Annotated in this window: 16 protein-coding genes; 4 read left to right on the top strand and 12 right to left on the bottom strand. The window is 68.0% G+C overall.

Annotated features, from left to right (window positions below):
- Nucleotides 1-32: 32 nt before the first annotated feature.
- The 5 genes from G1H11_RS02705 to G1H11_RS02685 are packed head-to-tail and all read right to left on the bottom strand — an operon-like array spanning nt 33 to nt 5382.
- Entirely contained in the window at nt 33-893 is an 861-nt protein-coding gene (locus G1H11_RS02705) for a carbohydrate ABC transporter permease (protein ID WP_216843375.1), read from the bottom strand.
- A gap of 11 nt (nt 894-904) precedes the next feature.
- Nucleotides 905-1849 carry a carbohydrate ABC transporter permease gene (locus tag G1H11_RS02700; protein ID WP_216843374.1) on the bottom strand — a complete coding sequence of 315 codons (945 nt, stop codon included), beginning with the start codon at nt 1847-1849 and terminating at the stop codon, nt 905-907.
- 41 nt (nt 1850-1890) lie between these two features.
- Complete coding sequence (locus G1H11_RS02695) at nt 1891-3324, bottom strand: ABC transporter substrate-binding protein (RefSeq protein WP_163815715.1); 1434 nt, start codon at nt 3322-3324, stop codon at nt 1891-1893.
- Nucleotides 3325-3349: 25 nt separating this feature from the next.
- A complete protein-coding gene (locus G1H11_RS02690; protein WP_163815713.1) occupies nt 3350-4663 on the bottom strand; it encodes a glycoside hydrolase family 15 protein in 1314 nt (437 codons plus the stop codon).
- Nucleotides 4660-5382, bottom strand: a complete 723-nt coding sequence (locus G1H11_RS02685; RefSeq protein ID WP_163815711.1) for a GntR family transcriptional regulator — start codon at nt 5380-5382, stop codon at nt 4660-4662. The genes G1H11_RS02690 and G1H11_RS02685 overlap by 4 nt, the downstream gene beginning before the upstream one ends.
- 320 nt (nt 5383-5702) lie before the next feature.
- Here G1H11_RS02685 and G1H11_RS02680 point away from each other — a divergent pair, with 320 nt between their 5' ends.
- Both G1H11_RS02680 and G1H11_RS02675 read left to right on the top strand, forming a co-directional pair.
- Nucleotides 5703-6464, top strand: a complete 762-nt coding sequence (locus G1H11_RS02680) for an ATP-binding cassette domain-containing protein (RefSeq protein ID WP_163815709.1) — start codon at nt 5703-5705, stop codon at nt 6462-6464.
- A 4-nt stretch (nt 6465-6468) separates the two neighbouring features.
- A complete protein-coding gene (locus tag G1H11_RS02675; RefSeq protein WP_163815707.1) occupies nt 6469-9027 on the top strand; it encodes an ABC transporter permease in 2559 nt (852 codons plus the stop codon).
- 40 nt (nt 9028-9067) lie between these two features.
- On the opposite strand, the gene G1H11_RS02670 is transcribed toward G1H11_RS02675, so the two are convergent.
- Nucleotides 9068-9748, bottom strand: a complete 681-nt coding sequence (locus G1H11_RS02670; RefSeq protein ID WP_216843373.1) for an HAD family hydrolase — start codon at nt 9746-9748, stop codon at nt 9068-9070.
- 168 nt (nt 9749-9916) lie between these two features.
- On the opposite strand from G1H11_RS02670, the gene G1H11_RS02665 reads away from it, so the two are divergent.
- Nucleotides 9917-10765 carry a PAC2 family protein gene (locus G1H11_RS02665; protein ID WP_163815706.1) on the top strand — a complete coding sequence of 283 codons (849 nt, stop codon included), beginning with the start codon at nt 9917-9919 and terminating at the stop codon, nt 10763-10765.
- A gap of 31 nt (nt 10766-10796) precedes the next feature.
- Here G1H11_RS02665 and G1H11_RS02660 read toward each other — a convergent pair whose 3' ends face one another.
- From G1H11_RS02660 to pgsA, 4 genes are read right to left on the bottom strand one after another with little or no spacing between them, the layout of a single operon-like run.
- Entirely contained in the window at nt 10797-11327 is a 531-nt protein-coding gene (locus tag G1H11_RS02660) for a hypothetical protein (RefSeq protein WP_163815968.1), read from the bottom strand.
- A gap of 15 nt (nt 11328-11342) precedes the next feature.
- A complete protein-coding gene (locus tag G1H11_RS26815) occupies nt 11343-12482 on the bottom strand; it encodes a glycosyltransferase (RefSeq protein ID WP_163815704.1) in 1140 nt (379 codons plus the stop codon).
- On the bottom strand, nt 12479-13423 hold the full coding sequence (locus tag G1H11_RS02650) for a phosphatidylinositol mannoside acyltransferase (protein WP_163815702.1): 945 nt from the start codon (nt 13421-13423) through the stop codon (nt 12479-12481). The genes G1H11_RS26815 and G1H11_RS02650 overlap by 4 nt, the downstream gene beginning before the upstream one ends.
- Entirely contained in the window at nt 13420-14031 is a 612-nt protein-coding gene (gene pgsA, locus G1H11_RS02645) for a phosphatidylinositol phosphate synthase (protein WP_163815701.1), read from the bottom strand. Before pgsA ends, G1H11_RS02650 begins: the two co-directional genes overlap by 4 nt.
- A 317-nt stretch (nt 14032-14348) precedes the next feature.
- On the opposite strand from pgsA, the gene G1H11_RS02640 reads away from it, so the two are divergent.
- Complete coding sequence (locus G1H11_RS02640; RefSeq protein WP_163815699.1) at nt 14349-16499, top strand: elongation factor G-like protein EF-G2; 2151 nt, start codon at nt 14349-14351, stop codon at nt 16497-16499.
- Nucleotides 16500-16565: 66 nt separating this feature from the next.
- Here G1H11_RS02640 and G1H11_RS02635 read toward each other — a convergent pair whose 3' ends face one another.
- Together G1H11_RS02635 and thrS are read right to left on the bottom strand one after the other, a co-directional pair.
- Nucleotides 16566-17084, bottom strand: coding sequence for an HIT family protein (locus tag G1H11_RS02635; protein WP_163815697.1), 519 nt, complete (start codon nt 17082-17084; stop codon nt 16566-16568).
- Between the two features lie 55 nt (nt 17085-17139).
- Complete coding sequence (gene thrS / locus G1H11_RS02630; RefSeq protein WP_343074790.1) at nt 17140-19140, bottom strand: threonine--tRNA ligase; 2001 nt, start codon at nt 19138-19140, stop codon at nt 17140-17142.
- Between the last annotated feature and the right edge of the window lie 49 nt (nt 19141-19189).

Genomic DNA, 19189 nt, shown 5'->3' with positions numbered 1-19189 from the left:
ATCATTTAGGCGTCGCTTGGTGGAGGGTGGTCTCAGCCCTTCTCCGCGCCGTGAGTGAGCCCGGAGATCAGCAGCCGCTGCGCGCCGAAGAAGCCCACGATCACGGGGACGGTGATGGCGATCGAGCCGGCCATCAGCACCGTGGCCGGCACGGTGAACTCGGTCAGCTGGGCGATGCCCAGGGCCACGGTCCAGCGTTCCCGGTCCCGCACCAGGAAGAGCAACGCGAACAAGTACTCGTTCCAGGCGATCATGAACACGTAAAGGCTGGTGGCAGCGATACCGGGCAGCGACATCGGCAGCACCACCTTCCAGATCATCTTCAGCCGCCCACAGCCGTCGATCAGTGCGGCCTCCTCGACGCTGACCGGAACGGCGACGAAATAGTTCCGCAGCATGTACAGCGCCACGGGCACCGTCATCGCCATGTAGATGAGCACCAGCCCGAACAGTGACCCGGTCAGCCCGATCCGGCTCATCCCCACGAACAGGGGCACGGCGAGCACGATCCCCGGAAACAGGTAGACAGCGAGGAACATGCCGTTGACCGCCGTGCGGCCGAAGAAGCGCAGCCGAACTGCCGCGTACGCGCCCAGGACACTGCAGCCCACCGCCAGGACGACGGTGCCGACCGCCACGCCGAGCGAGTTGCGCATCAGCCGGGCCAGGCCGAATCCGCCCTCCGACTCGTCACGCAGCGCCGTGGGATAGGAACCGAAGTCCAGCTCGGACGGGGCTGGAAACAGGTCGAGCGGCGCGTTCACCACCGCGGAGAACGGGCGCACGGACAGCAGCATGCCGTAGAGAAGCGGTCCGGCGCTCACCACGACCGCCCCGGCGATGACGAGTACCTTGAGCACCGTCAGGACCCGCTTCTCGGTGGTTCCGCTCATTCGGCTCCGGCTCATCCGATGTTCTCCGCACGGTTGGCTCGTACGTAGACGGCCATCAGGACGGCGAGGATCACGGTCATCACCAGCCCGTAGGCGGCCGCAGTACCGATGTTCGCCCGGGTGATCAGCTCGTCGTACACCTTGATCGCCATCACCTGAGTGCCACCGGCGCCGCCGGTGAGGAGGTAAATGTCGTTGAAGCTCTGGAACGACCAGATGAAGCGCAGCAGGATCAGCAACGCGACGACACCCCTTAACTGTGGCATCACGATGTAGCGGAACCGCTGCGTGATCGACGCCCCATCGATCGACGCCGCTTCCTCGAGCTCGCCGGGAATCACCTGCAGGCGCGCGGTGATGAACAGGAAGGCGAGCGGGGCCGTCTTCCAGATCTCGAACAGGACGACGACGACCAGCGTCACTGGCACCGGAATGCCGAGGAAGGTCTGCGACGTGGTGCTGAGGAAGGCGATCGGGCCGTCCCAGCCGAGGAACTCGGTGCCGAACGCGTTCACCACGCCGTATTGGCTGTTCAGCAGCGTCTTCCAGATGGTGGTGGCGGCCACGATCGGCAGCACGTACGGGATCAGCACGAGGGCGCGGATCAGGCCGCGCCCGGGGAACGGATGGCGCAGCGCGATCGCCACCGCCAGGCCGGCGGCGATCGCGCCCAGCGTGGTGGCGGTGGCGTAGATGGCGGTGGTCCGGAACGACGTCCAGAACACGGTGCTGGAGAGCACTGTCGAGAAATTGTCGACGGTGAACTCGAGGTCGAACAGGGAGATTCGCGGGATGTCCACCAGCCGGACATTCAAGAACCCGAACGCCACCACCGCGAAGAACGGCAGGACGACGACGAGGAAGACCACCAGTACCGTCGGGCTCACCAGGAGCCGGCCGGTCAAGTCGTCACGCCGGGACCGGGTGAGCGGCCGCCGGGTCAGCGGCCGCCTCACCCTCCCCCGCGTCCGGTGCGAAGGCCGGGACGTCCCCAGCGTCATCCGCCGATTTCCTGCTGGACGGTGGACACCTCCGCGGCCAGCTGCGCCGCCACCTCGGCTGGATCGGTGCCTCGGTACAGGGGCTCGATGTTCTGGGCCAGGACGTGCTGGGAGAAGACCGCGCCCGCCACCGTGGCGTCGTCGGTGCCGAAGCCCCAGCGGCTGATCGCGTTGGCGCCGTCCTGCAACGCCTGGACGACCTCCTCGCCGTAGATCTCGCTGATCGACGCGTCGTTCTCCGGATCCGGCCCGAACGGCAGCTCGCCCCAGGCGTCGATGAACTCGGTGGGATTCTCCGCGGTTCCGCCTCGCAGCGGGACCCTGCCCTCGGTGGCCGTCGCCAAGGTGTCGACGTATCCGTCACCCAGGACGTACTCGATGTACTGGCGGGCCTCGTCGGCGTTCGCGCCGACCGGCACACCGTAATTGAGCGTGGCGCCGTACTGCCGCCCGCCCGTCTCGGCGGCGTTCAGGACGGTGACGAAGCCGCTGTTCTCGGCCAGGAACATCGGATCGTCGGCACACTCGGCACAGGTGAGCGGGTTGTTCGGGTCGAGCCCGGCAAGCTCGTCGATGATGTGCGAGGAGAACAGCAGCATCGCGGCGTTGCCGGCCAGATACGCCGCGCGTGCGCTTTCGACGTCGAACTGGCCACCCGCGGAGGAGTCGGCGAGCTCCCGGAAGACGCGCAGCCCTTCCGCACACTCCGGCGAGTCGACGGTGACCTCGCCGTCGGTGATCAGGTCACACCCGGTGGGCTGAAGAATCGCTTCCAGTGACTCCGTCGTGAACGGGTTGCCAGGCTGGGTTCCCAGCGCCATGCCGGACATGCTCCCGGAGCTGAGCTCGGCGGCGATCTCGGCCAGATCCTGCACCGTCTCGGGTGTGTCCAGGCCGGCGTCGTCGAGCAGGTCCTGCCGGTAGACGACGAGGTGACCCCAGCCGTCGCTGGGCACCGCCGCGAGCGCGCCACCGACGGTGACCAGGTCGAGTGCTTGCTCGCTGAACGTCTCCGCGCCGAGGTTCTCCATCACCTGAGCGGGGACCTCGGTGTCGAGCAATCCCTGCTCGTTCCAAGCCGCCGTCTGGTCCGGCGCGTGCAGGATTACGTCCGGGACGTCGCCGGAAGCGGCTCCGGTGACCAGGGACTGATTCTGGTCGGCGCCGGCCAGCGGCACGACCTCCACCTCGATGCCGGTCTCCTCGGTGAACGCCGCGGCCACCGCTTCCTGTCCGGCCAGGCGCTCCGGCGTGACGTGCGGTGTCCACATCGTGATGGGAGACGCGGGCTCCCCGTTTCCCTCGTCTCCCCCGCTCGAATCGTCACCACCGCACGCGGCTACCGCGAGCAATACCCCGGCGGCCGTCAGGCCGGTGGTGATCCGGGTGCCCTGCCGCCGGGGACTGCGCGGGCTCGTGGGTGCTCTCATGCCCAACCTCCAAGGATTTCGCCGTTCATCGGTGTTGTGTCTGCATTCGAATGGTGGCCGCGGACGTGTCGTCCCGCGGAACAGGCAGGGCTCGGCCGTCCAGCGCGGCCAGAGCGAGCAGGACGGTCGCCCCGGTCAGGCCCAACGGGGCCACCGCCGCGGGACGGCCGTCGGCCGTGACCTTCTCCGGCAGGCTGCCCAGCGCGGTGCGGCGGAGGTCCAGCCAACTGAGGAGACGATGGGCGAGAACACGGTCACCGGTAGCCGCGGCGGTGAGCGCGTACAGGGACACCTGAGGCGTCCACGCCGTGCTGTGATCGCTCCACTCCTCTCCCGGCCGGACGCCGCCGTTCGGGACAGCCGTCGCCGACATGGCGGCCCGCCAGGCGTCGAGCACGGCGGGCTCCTCCGGCCCGAAGGGCGGCAGAAGAAACGCCACCGACGCGTCGCGCCCGCCGTGCCCACTCAACCGGCGGCTGTATCCGTGCGCGCCGAACCGGTCCCGGATCGCGCCCGCGAGCTCCCCCGCAGCCCGCGCCGCGCGCCCGGCAAGTTCAGGCTCGTCGTTGCGAAGCAGGTCACGCCCGCATCGCAACGCGAGCAGAAGGGGTGCGGCCGTGCCGAGGGTGGCCTCGTCGACGTCCATCTCCCAGAAGTCCTGCGAAGCCCACGGCAGGCGCGTCCGCGGATCCAACGAATCGAGCGCGGCGGTGATGCCCGCGCGGACCATCGGCAGGAACGCGTCCGCCGCGCCACCGGTCCGGTCGCACGCCCAGGCCGCCCACAGACTCCATCCGATGCCGTCGAGCTGGCGCCCGCGGTTGTCAGGCACGTCGCCGGATCCGTCGGGAAGGTAGCGAGCCTCCCATCCGCCGTCGTCCTCTTGCATGGACGCGACGTATCGGAGCACGTGCGCCGCCTCGGCGTGGCGGCCGGCCACCGCCAGCGCCACCGCCATGAAACCCGCGTCGCGCGGCCACACGTAGCGCCAGTACGGGCTGCCGGCCGCCACCGCGGCGCCGTTGGGAAACGTCAGCACATCGATGTCGATCAGCGCCTCGCGAGCCATGCCCGCGTATGGTGAGCCGGCCCCGGGGATCTCGGCCATGCTGAGCCGCTCCCGGTTGGATTCGACCTGCTCCGGCGTCGCCATCGCGGCGCTCGGCAGCGAACCGCTGGTGACGTCGAGGAAGCCGGTACCCGGCACGCGGCGTATGTCGGAGCCCGGCGGCACCACGAGTGGGCCACCGCCCGTCCCGACGACGACGCCTTCGGAGTACAGGCGAGTCTCGGGTGTCCACGCGGTGCCACGCGTGCCCAGCTCCTGCGGGAGTGTCATGTGCCCTCCGGCTGCGCATAGGCGACGGTGGTGAAGTCGTAGCGATCTCCGCGGTAAAGGGAGCGACCATGCTCGATCTTGCGTCCGTGCTGGTCGTAACCACTCTGTACGACGTAGAGGCCGGCCGCGCGTTCTGGCACACCGAACAGCTCAGCCGTCGGAGCGTCGATATTCATGGCGCTGATCCGCCGCTCGTGCCTGGAGATGCGCACGCCGTACTCGCGCGCGAACAGCGCGTACAAGGACGACTCCAGGTCATGGTCGAGAAGGCCGGGGAAGTAGTCTGCCGGAACCCTGATCCGTTCGATGGACAGCGGTACGTCGTCGGCGAGCCGGACCCGGGTGATCTCGTAGTACAGCGCCCCAGGCTCGATGGACAGGTCGTGCGCGACACCGAACCCGGCCTGCTCGGTCCGGCTCTCCACAAGTTTCGATCCCGGCTTCCACCCCCGCTCGCGGATCTCCTCGGAGAACGACTTGAGCACCGGCGCCTTCGACAGGTGCGGAGCCGCGACGAAAGTTCCCACCCCGGGGGCGGACCTGAGCAGGCCTTCGTCCTCGAGAAGCTTGAGCGCGGCTCGCACGGTGACGCGGGAGACCCCGAACAGCTCGGCGAGGTTTCGCTCCGACGGCAGCACGTCGGCCGGCTGGAGCGTAGCGATGAACTGCTTGACCAGGAGGTCGCGCACCTGCCTGGGTTTGACAGACGGCCGGGCCATAAGGCGGCCTCCTCCCGTCTTGTCCGCATTTGGGACCAGTGGTTAGCTCACGATGGTGATGTTGACGGATACTAGACCGTCGTGGGCATCTTTAGCTAGACCGTCGGTCTGCGAATTCGCGCGGCACGAGAACGCGGCACGCAAGGAAGCCCGGGCGGCTCTTCCTGGATCGCCCGGATGTCCGGGCTCGTCCTCGTGGAGGACCGCCGGGCGTCCCTCATCCGCTGGACGGAGTGCGTAGACCAGCCGAAAACCCGAGCGCACTGTCGGTTCGCGCCCCTAGGTTGGTCTCGGGTCATCTACATCACGAGGAGCACACTGTGACCAACACCAGCCAGCCCGGCCCTCCCGCGGCCAGCGCTGTGGACCTCGCCAAGGTCTACGGCTTCGGCGATACGCAGGTCATCGCCCTGGGCGGTGTCAGCGTCGAGTTCGCCGCCGGACAGTTCACCGCCATCATGGGACCGTCAGGCTCGGGCAAGTCCACGCTCATGCACTGCATGGCGGCCCTGGACTCTCCGACGTCGGGAAAGGTTTACATCGGCGAGGTCGAGCTGAGCTCGTTGAAGGACAAGGAACTCACCCGCATCCGGCGTGACCGGCTCGGCTTCATCTTCCAGGCCTTCAACCTGGTGCCCACCCTCAACGCCAAGGAGAACATCACACTCCCCCTCGACATCGCCGGTCAAGACATCGACAAGGAGTGGTTCGATACCGTGGTCCGCACCGTCGGACTTGCGGACCGGCTGAAGCACAAGCCCAACGAGCTCTCCGGCGGTCAGCAGCAGCGTGTCGCGTGCGCCCGCGCCCTGGTCAGCCGTCCGGATATCATTTTCGCCGACGAGCCGACCGGCAACCTGGACTCGCGCTCCGGCGCAGAGATCCTCGCCTTCCTGCGCAACTCGGTGCGTGAGCTCGGGCAGACCATCGTCATGGTCACCCACGATCCCGGCGCCGCCGCGTACGCCGACCGGGTGCTCTTCCTCGGCGACGGCCAGATCGTCGACGAGATGTTCGACCCCAGCGCTGAGAAGGTTCTCGAGCGGATGAAGAACTTCGACCCGATCGGCCAGGTGTCGTAGACCCATGCTGCGAGCAACCCTGAAGAGCCTGGCCGCGCGGAAGCTCCGGCTGGGAATGAGCGCGTTCGCGATCGTCATCGGCGTCGCGTTCGTGGTCGGCTCCTTCGTCTTCACCGACACACTCAATCGCGCCTTCAGCGACATCTTCGGCGACCTGAACGCCGACGTCGTGGTGCGCCCGGCCACTCCAGAGGGCCAGGACGACTGGATGGCGTTCATGGGCACCGGTGCGTCGGTGACGGTGTCGCAGGAGCTCGTCGACGACGTGGCCGCCCTTCCGGAGGTGGAACGCGCCGACGGCGAGGTGGAGGACGCCAGCGTCTTCGTCCTGGACAAGGACGACAAAGTCGTCGGCGTCGCCGGCGCGCCTGGCGTCGCTGTGAACTGGCACGACGGGCCGTCGGCCGACGGCGAGACGGTCCTCGAGATCGTCGAGGGACGAGCCCCGGAGCGCGCCGGCGAGGTCGCCATCGACGATCAGACCGTCGAGAGCACCGGCTACGAGCTCGGCGATGAGATCCCGATGATCACTCTCGGAGACGAGCCAAGGATCACCGCGGAGCTCGTCGGTGTCTCCCGGTTCGGCGAGAGCGGCAGCCTGGCCGGAGCGAGTCTCGCCGTCTTCGACACCGAGACCGCACAGCAGCTGTTCATGGGCGGCGAGCAGGCGTTCAACCGGATCTCCGTCACGGCCGCGTCCGGCGTCGAGGCCGAAGAGCTGCGCGACGTGCTCACGCAGATGCTGCCCAGCGAGCTGGAGGCAAAAACCGGGGCCGAGGTCGATGAGGAGACCGCGTCGGCCGTCGAGGAGGGCCTCGGCTTCTTCAACACGTTCCTCCTGGTCTTCGCCGCGATCGCGTTGTTCGTGGGTATCTTCCTGATCCTCAACACGTTCTCCATCCTGATCGCTCAGAGAACCCAGGAGATGGCCCTGCTCCGGGCGCTCGGCGCCGAGCGTGGGCAGGTCACCCGGTCGGTACTGATCGAGGCGTTGATCGTGGGGCTAATCGGGTCGACCTTGGGGCTGCTTCTCGGGCTGGGGGTCGCGCTGCTCCTGCAGATGGCTTTCGCGGCCTTCGGCATGGACATCGGCGGCGGCCTGGTCATGTCCCCACGCACGGTCATCGTCGCCTACGCGGTGGGTGTGCTGGTCACGATGATCGCCGCGTTCGTCCCCGCCCGGCGGGCCTCGCGGGTTCCCCCGGTCGCGGCCATGCGCGACGACGTCGTCGCACCCACGTCCTCGGCGCGCCGGTCCTCTCTGCTCGGTGGCTTGCTGACGGCCGGAGGTGCGGCCGCGATGGCGGCGGGCCTCGCCGGCATCGCGCCTTCCCCGGTCGCCTTCGTCGGCGGCGGCGTGCTCGCGGTGTTCATCGGCGTGGCGCTGCTCGCTCCCGTCATCTCACGTCCGCTCGTCCGGGTGATCGCCGGATGGTTCCCGCGGGCCTTCGGAACGGTGGGCAGGCTGGCGCGGGAGAACGCGCTGCGCAATCCCCGCCGCACAGCGGCCACAGCGTCCGCTCTCATGATCGGCCTCGCGCTCGTCTCAGCCATCGCGGTGTTCGGTGCGTCCACCAACAAGAGCATCGACAAGGCCCTCGACGAGGGCATGGAGGCCGATTTCGTGATCGGCAACGCTGTCGGCCAGCCTTTCTCCCCCGCGGTCGCCGAACGCGCCAGGGCGACCGACGGCGTGGAAGGCGTTGCCGCCCTGCGGAACACGTTCGCGGTGGTGAACGGGTCCCAGGAGTTCCTCATGGCCATCGACCCCGAGGCGTTCGGCCAGGCCAGTCAGCTCGACATCGTCGACGGATCGACGGACCTGACCGGTGGCGGCACGATCGTCGGCGAGGACAAGGCAGACCGCGAGGGCCTCGCCATCGGCGAGGAGATCGAGGTCGACCTGCCGGCAGGCGCCAGAACGGTTCCTGTGGTCGGCATCTACGCCGAGAATCCACTCCTCTCCGGAAGCTACATCTTCGGTTTCGACACCTTCGAGGAGCTGGGCGGGCCGGCGGCCGACGCGTCGGTCTATGTCGTGGCCGCGGACGGTGCCGACCTGGCGGGCGTTCAAGCCTCGCTCGAGCAGGCGACCGCGGATCTACCGACGGTCACCGTACAGAATCAGGAAGAGTACAAGCAGTCCTCGCGTGAGGAGATCAACCAGCTGCTGTACATCGTCTATGCCCTGCTGGGCCTGGCCGTTCTGATCGCGATCCTGGGCATCGTCAACACCCTTGCGCTGTCGGTGATGGAACGCACCCGGGAGGTCGGGCTACTGCGCGCGGTGGGATTGAGCCGGCGGCAGCTCCGCACCACCATCCGGCTGGAGTCGATCACCATCGCCGTGCTCGGAGCCGTCCTCGGCATCGGCCTCGGCGTGATCTTCGGGGTGTCGCTGCAACAGGCGATCTCCGACGAGGGACTGGATGTGCTCGACGTACCGGTGGGCCAGCTCGCGGGGTTCGTCGTGCTCGCTGCCCTCGTCGGGGTCCTGGCTGCGGCTTGGCCTGCCCGGCGGGCGGCGAGACTCGACGTGCTCCGGGCCATCACCACGGAGTAGCGGTGCGCAATGAGGAGGGACCGGGCCGATGTGGGCGTTTCTAGTGGCGACGTCCCGCATCGGCCCGGCCTACCGAGCCCAGCAGTTCGGCGACGTCGAGGCCGGCGAGCGAATCGATGAGCACCAGTCCCGGCGCGGGGTCGATGGCCACGGTGTTGGGGACGCCGACGACACGCATGCCCGCGGCGAGGCCTGAGGCCACCCCCGGCGGGGAGTCCTCCACCACCAGGCAGTCGGCCGGGGCGATTCCCAGCTCCGCGGCGGCCGCGAGGTACGGCTCCGGGTGCGGCTTTCCCCGGCTGACGGAGTCCCCGGTGATCACCGCGGTGAATGTCCCAGCTGGTAGCTGGGACACGACCGCCTCGGCGAGCACCCGGTAGGACATCGTCACCAGAGCCGCGGGCACACCCGCGCGGCCGAGTCCTGCCAGTAGCTCGACAGCGCCCGGCCTCCACTCGACCCCCGCCTTCACGCCGGTCAGAACTTCGGCCAGCAAGTGGTCACGCACCTGTTCCGCCGACATCGGCAGGCCGGCTCGCTGCCTGATGTACTCTCCAGCCGCGAGCAGATCACTGCCCACCAGCGCAAGACTGTCCTCTTCGGTCCAGGACCCCCCGTGGGACTCCACGAGAACCTGCTCGGCGGCGATCCACAACGGTTCGGTGTCGACGATGGTGCCGTCCATGTCCCAGAGGACCGCGGCTGGAAGGGGAGCACTCACCCAGCCATGGTCTCATGTACCGCCGTGCCCGGCCCAAACCCCGGTGGCGCCAGCACGCGGTCGGGCGAGGGTCGTAGGCTGGCTTCGGGACGAGGAGGTCCCGCGGGAGCCACGGCGAGGTGGTAGAAGCGTTCGCCGTCGACAATCAACGCAGGGGGAAGGACCGGAGTGATCGAACTCGACAGTGTTCCGCAACTGCACGAGCCTGTCCTCATCGCCGCGTTCGAGGGCTGGAACGACGCTGGCGAGTCCGCGACGGGCGCGGTCGAGCACCTCGAGCAGACGTGGAACGCTGAGCCTCTCGCATCGCTCGATCCGGACGAATACTACGACTTCCAGGTCAACCGGCCTATCGTCTCGCTCGACCCGGACGGGATCCGCAGCCTGCAATGGCCCACCACCAGGATGTCCCTGGCCAACTCCCCCGACCTCGGCCGCGATGTCGTCCTCCTGCGGGGAATCGAGCCCAACATGCGCTGGCGCGGGTTCTGCGCCGAACTGCTCAGCGTGGCAGCGGATCTCGGCGTCGAGCAGGTCGTCACGTTCGGCGCTCTTCTCGCCGACGTCCCCCACACCCGTCCGGTCCCGGTCACCGCGTCCGCCAGTGACCCCGCCACCGCCTCGTCGCTCGGGCTGGAACCATCCCGGTACGAGGGACCTACCGGAATCGTGGGCGTCTTCCAGGACGCGGCCTCCCGCGGCGGGCTGAACGCCGTATCGCTGTGGGCGGCCGTTCCGCACTATGTCGGGCAGTCGCCGTGTCCCAAGGCCACCGTGGTTCTCCTGCGCCGTCTCGAGGACATTCTCGACCTCCCCGTGCCGCTGGGAGACCTGCCGGAGCAGGCCGAGGCGTGGCAGCACGGTGTTGAAGAGCTGGCGCAGGAAGACGCCGACGTCGCCGAGTACGTACAGCGCCTGGAGGAGGCTTCGGACACCATCGACCTGCCCGAGGCGTCCGGCGAGCACATCGCCCGCGAGTTCGAGCGTTACCTCCGCCGCCGCGGACGAGACATCTGAACCGAAGCGGCGCCTCGCGGATGACGCGTGCTCAGCCGTTGAAACCGCGGGGAACCGTGTCGTCCAGTTCGACCGTCTCCGGCCACGGCGCGTGCCCGGCGAGGCGCAGCCAGCGCACCAGCAGTTTGCGGCGCAGTCGCTGAGCGCCCCGAACCATCTCGTTGTGGAATCTCCGAGCGTGTGCCGCACGGCGACAGGCCATCCCCAGCTCATCGAGCGGCTGGCCGAGGCCCGGAATCTCCTCGCGCAGGGCGGCGAGGTCCTGTGGGTCGTCCAGGCCCGTGCACAGCACCGCGGTCAGGTCGCTCTCGGCCTGGTAGCGGCTTTCCTCGTTGACTGTGCGGGCACGCGAGGCCGCGTCGGCGACGACCACTGACGTGGCCGGGTCGAGCAGGCCGGCCGTGGCGAGTTCGAGTGCGGATGCCGAGCGCCGGAGCAGTTCCGCATCGAGCACGGCCCGCGACGCGTCGACACGGGCGTGCAGCCGGTCCAGCCGACCCGCCGTCCAGGACAGGTACACGCCGAGCAGCAGCAGCGCCCCGACGACGATCAGAATCCACATCATGACGTTCAGACCCTAACGGCGAGGCATGCGGAATACGCGGTTGGCCGGCGACCCCACGGCCATCACCATCTCGTACACGGCCAGCACCTCGCCTGCGAGCTCTGACCAGTCGTACCTGCGCACCGCGACGGACGCGGCGTCGCGGTACTGCCGCCGCCGGTCCGGGTCCGCGAGAAGCGCGCAGGCCTCGTCGGCCAGAGCATCGGCGTCGCCGATCGGAACGAGCGCGCCCAGGCGCCCGTCGTCGAGGACCGCGCGGAACGCCACCAGATCGCTGGCCAGCACGGGCGCTCCAGCCGCCATGGCCTCTACCAGAACGATCCCGAACGACTCCCCGCCCGTGTGCGGTGCCACGTAGATGTCGCTGCTGGCGAGCATGGCGGCTTTGTCCTCGTCGCTCACGGCGCCCAGGAAGGTCACGGAGTCCCGATGCTCGGCCGGAATGGCCTGGCGGATCTCGCTGGTGTCGCCCGGGCCGGCGACCAGGAGGCGCGCGTCCGGCATCTTCGCCCGGATCCCCGGCCACGCGGCCAGCAGGACAGGCAGGCCCTTGCGCGGTTCGTCCACGCGGCCAAGGAACGACAAGGTGCCGCCATCGCTTCGCCACTCCGGACGCGCGGGTACGTTGAAACGGTCCACGTAGAGGCCGTTGGGAATCAACACCGGATCGCCCCCGAGGTGCTGCACCAACGTGCGCCGAGCCTCCTCGGAGACCGCGATCCGGGCACTGAGCTTCTCGACGCTGGACTGAAGGATCCCGCGCGCCGCGCTCATCGCCCGGGACCGATCCGTGGCCTGGTGAAAGGTTCCCACCACCGGCATGTCGGCCCACCAGGTGGCCAGCAACCCCAGGCTCATGGTCTCCGGCTCGTGGATGTGCACGACGTCGAAGTCACCGTCGGTGAGCCAGCGCCGCACTCGCGCCGCGGCCCGCGGGCCGAACAGGATCCGTGCCACCGACCCGTTGTAGGGCACCGACACCGGCCGGCCAGCCTTCACCACGTACGGCGGCGCGTGGTCGTCCTCACCGCCCGGTGCCAGCACCGACACGCTGTGGCCGCGGGCCATGAGCTCTTCGCTGAAGTCCCGGATGTGGAACTGCACTCCCCCAGGCACTCCCCATGCGTAAGGGCAGACGATGCCGATCTTCACGTCGACACGAGCTTGTCGTCACTAGGCCGGCGCGGGTCTGCCGCGTCGAGATCGGAGAGAAACAGTCGCTGTGTCATGTGCCAGTCCTCTGGATGCTGGCGGATGCCGTCTTCGAAGGCGTCCGCCACCCGCTGCGTCATGGTCGCGATCCGGTTGGCGCGCTCCTGTGGCACGGGGACCGGCTCGTGAAAGTTGAGCACGATACCGTGGTTCGGCTCGCGGCCTTCATACCACATGGTCACCGGCAGGAGCACGGATCCGGTGCGCATCGCCAGCATGGCCGGGCCGGCCGGCATCCGGGTCGGCTCCCCGAACAAGGTGACCTGGACACCGCGCTGCGACAGGTCACGTTCCGCGGGGAGACATACGAGCTTGCCGTCCTTGAGGTGCTCGGTCAGCTTGGCGATCACGTCGATGCCACCCCCGGAGAGCGGGAAGATGGTCATGCCCAGCTTCTCGCGATAGGCGACGAACTTGTCGAAGAGCTTCTCCGGGCGAAGCCGCTCGGCGACGCTGGCCACCGGAAGACCCGTCTGTCCTGCCCAGGCACCCGCGTGATCCCAGTTCGCCATATGCGGCAAAGCGACCACGACGCCCTGCCCGCGCTCGAGCGGACCCCGCAACTGGCCCTCGTTGATGACTCGCACCCGGGACACGATGCGCTCCCGGTCCCAGTCCCCGATCCTGAACGCGTCGCCCCAGTACCGCATGTACGAGCGCGCCGCTTCCCGGCTCAGCCGCCGGAGCTCGTCGGGGCTGGCGTCGGGCACGACTCTCGCCAGATTGCGTTCCAGGCCCCGCACCGACGGTGAGCGGCGTCGCCACGCGATGTCGGAGAACGTGCGGAGGAGGCCATAGGCGGCCCGCTCGGGCAAGGCGCGCATAATAGACCAGCCGGCGCTGTACATCGCCAGCCGACGGCGATCCGCGAAGCCGCTCATGGCGTAGCCACCTGCTGATAGACGTGCCTGATCCGTTGGAAGACCGTCCATGCGCTCGCGCTCATCAGCAGCCAGAGTACGACCTCGAGCACCACGACAGGCCACCCGAACAGGCCGACGAGCCCGGTGGTGACCAGGATGGCAACCAGCCGGTCCGCGCGCTCGGCGATCCCTCCGGAGGCCGTGTATCCGAGGCTCTCCGCCCTGGCTCGGGCGTAGGAGACGATGGCGCCCAGGGCCAGGCAGGCGATGAGCAACGCCGTCATGCGCAGGTGCTCCCCCTGCCCGGCGAAGTAGATCGCCAGCGCACCGAAAATGGCTGCGTCGCCGATCCGGTCCAGAACCGAGTCGAGGAATGCTCCCCAGTTGCTCTGCCGTCCGGACAGGCGCGCCATGATGCCATCGATGTTGTCGGCGAAGACGAATGCGGTGATGAACACCGTTCCCCAGAAGAACTCGCCTCGGGGGTAAAAGCCCAGCGCCCCCGCCGTGACGCCGGCGGTGCCGACCACCGTCACCACGTCGGGGCTGATGCGAGCCTTGACCAGGGCCCTGGCCGTTGGCGTCAGGATTCGGGTCGTGTAGACCCGGGTGTATTTGTCGAGCATGTGCTGGTCTCGTCCAGTCTTCTCGTCAGAGTGCGATCAGGTGTTCTGCGCCGAACCGGGCGCCCTTGTTGATCAGGTGTGTGCCTTGCCCAAGCCGCCAGGTCACCTCGTTCAGCCCCGCCATCGTACTGATGGAAAGCCCGCGTCCTCTTGCGGATCCGCTCGTGGCGCAGGAGAGTGACGTAAACACCTGGTCGTCGCGGTAGGACCAAAGCTCGTTCCAGGTGTTCCCAACCGCATACCGGTCGGCGTCGGCGCAGAAGCGCTCCGGCGAGAACGTAGGCGACGGCGCCGTCCCCCGAAGGGAGTGACGCGCCATGGCCGGCAGACATGCCAACGATCGCAGCTCCGGAAGCCCTGCGGGTGGTGATGCCGCGCCGTCTGATGCACGCGATGTCCGAAACGTCGTGGTGGTCGGCCACGCGGGTTCCGGGAAGACCACCCTCGTGGAGTCCCTCCTCGCGGCTACCGGCACGGTCTCGCGGGCAGGGCGCGTGGAGGACGGCACCACCGTCAGCGACTACGACGACGCCGAAGCCCGGCAACAGCGCTCGGTGAACCTTTCCATCGCGCCACTGATGCACGCCGGGATCAAGGTCAATCTGCTGGACACGCCGGGCTACGCCGATTTCGTCGGTGAGCTCCGGGCCGGCCTGCGCGCGGCGGACTGTGCGTTGTTTGTGGTTTCCACCGCGGCGCCACTGGACGGGACCACACGCATGCTCTGGACCGAGTGCGCCGCGGTAGGCATGCCCCGAGCTGTGGTGCTGACAAAGCTCGACCATCCCCGTTCCGACTACGCCGACACCCTGACCGCCTGCCGCGAGGCATTCGGCGCGAACGTCCTGCCCCTATACCTCCCCACGCCCGCGGACGGCGCACCCATCACCGGGCTGGCCGGCATGCTCAGCCGCCGCCTGTACACCTACGCCGACGGCCGCCGGAAAGAGGCAAAGCTCGGCGACGACGACGCCCTCCGCCTGGAGGAGGCGCGAGGTGAACTGATCGAGGGCGTCATCGAGGAGTCCGAGGACGAGACATTGATGGAGCGCTATCTCGGCGGTGAGGAGATCGATCCGAAGATCCTCATCGACGACCTCGAGCGTGCTGTGGCCCGAGGCTCCTTCCATCCGGTGATCCCAGTGTGCTCCGGTACCGGCCTCGGAACAGCCGAACTGCTCGAAGTCATCACCAGCGCGTTCCCGTCTCCTGCCGAGCACCCGATGCCGGACGTCTACACCGTTCACGGCGCCACGAGGAACGGCGTGGCCTGCGACCCGGGCGGCCCGCTCCTGGCCGAGGTCGTCAAGTCGACGACCGATCCCTACGTCGGGCGGATCAGCCTGGTCCGGGTCTTCTCCGGCACGTTGCGCCCGGACATGCCCGTTCACGTCTCCGGCCACTTCCTGGCCGACCGCGGCCACGAGGAACACGACGAGGACGAACGGATCGGGACCCTCTCCTGTCCTTTGGGAAAGGTCCAGCGCCCCATCGACAAGGCCGTCGCCGGCGACATCGTCGCCGTGGCCAAGCTGTCCCGCGCCGAGACGGGCGACACCCTCTCGGACCCGGCAGACCCACTCGTCATGCGCCCGTGGGACATGCCCGAACCGATGCTCCCGGTGGCCGTCGTCGCCCACGCGAAAGCCGACGAGGACAAGCTCTCGCAAGGGCTCGCCCGGTTGGCGGCCGAGGACCCCACGCTGCGGGTGGAGAACAATCCGGAGACCCACCAGCTGGTGCTCTGGACGTTGGGCGAGGCTCACACCGACGTCCTCCTCGACCGGCTGGCGTCCCGGTACGGCGTGCACGTCGACCAGGTTCCGGTACGTGTCCCGCTCCGGGAGACCCTGGCGGCGAAGGCCTCAGCGCGAGGACGCCACGTCAAGCAGTCCGGCGGGCATGGCCAGTACGGCATCTGTGAGATCGAGGCGGAGCCGCTTCCCGAGGGGTCGGGCCTGGAGTTCGTGGACAAGGTGGTGGGCGGTGCCATCCCGCGGCAGTTCATCGCATCTGTGGAGAAGGGCATCAGGAGCCAGATGGAGAAGGGCACCACGCCGGCCGGCTATCCGATGGTGGACATCAAGGTCACCCTTCTCGACGGCAAGACCCACAGCGTCGACTCCTCCGACATGGCATTCCAGATGGCCGGAGCGCTGGCGCTGCGGGAGGCCGCCCAGACCGCGGGGGTCAACCTGCTCGAGCCGTACGACCACGTCTCGATCATGGTCCACGACGAGGACGTGGGCGCCGTCATGGGCGATCTCTCCGCTCGCCGCGGGCACGTCCTCGGCACCGAGTCGGTGGGTCAGGGCCGCAGCCTCATCCGCGCCGAGGTGCCGCAGACCGAGCTGGTCCGCTATGCCATCGAGCTTCGAGCTATGAGCCACGGAACCGCCACGTTCACCCGTGGCTTCGCCCGGTATGAACCCATGCCCCAGCACCTCGCCGCCAAAGCCCTCGAGTAACGCCCCGTTTCCCACGCCTCCCGGCTCGTTTCCACACAACGATCACCACGATCGGTGTGGGACGCGTCAGCTCGGCCAGTTCGCCACCAAGAGCTCACGAGTCTCGGAGAGCAGCTGTGGCATGATCTTGGTGTCACCCAGCACGGTCATGAAGTTCGCATCCCCGCTCCATCGCGGCACGACGTGCTGATGCAGGTGCGCGGCAAGCGAACCCCCGGCCACGCCGCCGAGGTTGAGCCCGACGTTGAAGCCGTGTGGCTGCGACGCCGCCTTGATCGCCAGGATCGCGTCGCGGGTCATGGTGGTCAGCTCGGCGGTCTCATCGCCGGACAATGACTCGAACTCGCCGACGTGCCGGTGGGTGACCACCATGAGGTGCCCCGGATTGTACGGGTGCAGGTTCAGCACTGCATACACATGGGCACCACGTGCCAGCACGAGACCGTCGGCGTCGGTCATGGTGGGGATGGTGCACAGCGGGCACGTGTCGCCGTCTCGGCCGTTGCCCGGCTCGCCTTTGATGTAAGCCATCCGGTACGGCGTCCATAACCGTTGCAGCCGATCCGGCACGCTCACCCCTTCCATCCCGTGCGTCCTGCACACCGAGTGCCATGGACCACGGTGTGCAGGACGCTGCCGCTCATACCTGGACGCGGCGCTCGACGGCGCTGACGATCTCCTCGATCGCCTCCGCGACCGGGACCCCGTTCTTCTGGGTGCCGTCCCGGTATCGGAAGGACACCGCGCCCTTCGCCACGTCGTCGTCGCCAGCCAGAAGCATGTACGGCACCTTCTGCTTCTGCGCATTGCGGATCTTCTTCTGCATCCGGTCGTCGGAGGTGTCGATCTCCACCCGGACACCCCGTGCACGAAGACGGTCCGCCACATCGTCGAGGTGCGGTGTGTGCTGATCGGCAATGGGGATGCCGACCACCTGCACCGGCGCCAGCCAGGGCGGGAATGCACCTGCGTAGTGCTCGGTGAGTACGCCGAGGAAGCGCTCGATCGAGCCGAAGAGCGCGCGATGAATCATCACCGGTCGCTGCCGGGAACCATCCGGGGCGGTGTACTCGAGCTCGAACAGCTCAGGCTCGAAGAAGTCCAACTGGATGGTCGACAGCTGCCAGGTCCGGCCGATCGCGTCCTTCGCCTGCACGGAGATCTTCGGGCCGTAGAAGGCGGCCCCGCCTGGATCGGGAAGCAGCTCCAGCCCAGACTCGGTGCCGACCTGCTCCAGGATCTGGGTCGCTTCCTTCCATGTCTGTTCATCCCCGACGGACTTCTCGGGATCGCGGGTGGACAGCTCCAGGTAGAAGTCGTCCAGCCCGTAGTCGGCCAGTAGATCGAGGACGAACGTCAGCAGCCGCGCCAGCTCTTCCTTCATGTCCTCGCGAGCGCAGTAGATGTGTGCGTCGTCCTGGGTGAATCCACGGGCTCGGGTCAAACCGTGCACCACGCCAGACTTCTCGTAGCGGTACACCGCGCCGAACTCGAACAGCCGAAGGGGCAACTCCCGGTAGGAGCGGCCACGGGAGCGGAAGACGAGGTTGTGCATCGGGCAGTTCATCGGCTTGAGGTAGTAGTCCTGCCCCTGCCGCTTGATGTTGCCGTCAGCGTCGCGTTCCTCGTCCAGGTGCATCGGGGGGTACATGCCGTCGGCGTACCACTCCAGATGCTTGGAGGTCTCGAAGAGATGAGCCTTGGTGATGTGCGGTGTGGAGACGAAGGAGTACCCGGCGTCGATGTGCCGTTGCCGGGAGTAGTTCTCCATCTCCATCTTGATCGTGGCGCCCTTTGGATGGAAGACCGGAAGCCCGGAGCCGATCTCGTCAGGGAAGCTGAAGAGGTCCAGCTCGGCGCCCAGCTTGCGGTGGTCCCGCCGCTCCGCCTCGGCCAGCCGGTCCAGGTAAGCCTGCAGCTCTTCCTTGCTCTCCCATGCGGTGCCGTAGATCCGCTGCAGTTGAGGATTCTTCTCGCTTCCCCGCCAGTACGCCGCCGCCACCCGCATCAGCTTGAACGCGGGGACATGCTTGGTGGTGGGCACATGCGGGCCGCGGCACAGGTCCTTCCAGGCCACCTCTCCCCCACGGCGCACGTTGTCGTAGATGGTGAGCTCGCCCGCGCCGACCTCCGCCGAGGCGCCTTCAGCAGCGTCGGCCGCGCCGCCCTTGAGCCCGATCAGCTCGAGCTTGTACGGCTCGCCCGCCAGTTCCGCGCGCGCGTCGTCGTCGGCCACCGCGCGCCGGACGAACTGCTGACGTTCCTTGATGATGCGCTGCATCTGCTTCTCGATGCGCTTCAAGTCGTCCGGATTGAACGGCTCGGCGACGTCGAAGTCGTAGTAGAACCCGTTCTCCACCGGCGGGCCAATTCCCAGCTTGGCTTCGGGGAAGAGCTCCTGCACGGCTTGGGCGAGCACATGCGCGGTGGAGTGGCGCAGGATGGCGCGGCCGTCATCGGATGCGATCTCGACCGGCTCCACCTTCTCACCGTCATTCAATGCGCGGGACAGGTCCACCAGGTCGTCGCCGACGCGCGCCGCGATCACGGTGCGCTCATCCGCGAACAGATCGGCGGCCGTCGTGCCCGCATCGACCTGTCGCTCGGCCCCGGCGACGACGATACGGATCTGTTCGGACACGACGACTCTCCCTGGTGTGGAACGAATGTAGGAACCCGCACGATGCTAC

Source organism: Phytoactinopolyspora alkaliphila (assembly GCF_010550695.1).
Classification (GTDB): Bacteria; Actinomycetota; Actinomycetes; order Jiangellales; family Jiangellaceae; genus Phytoactinopolyspora; species Phytoactinopolyspora alkaliphila.
This window is presented reverse-complemented; position numbering and strand designations above follow the sequence as displayed.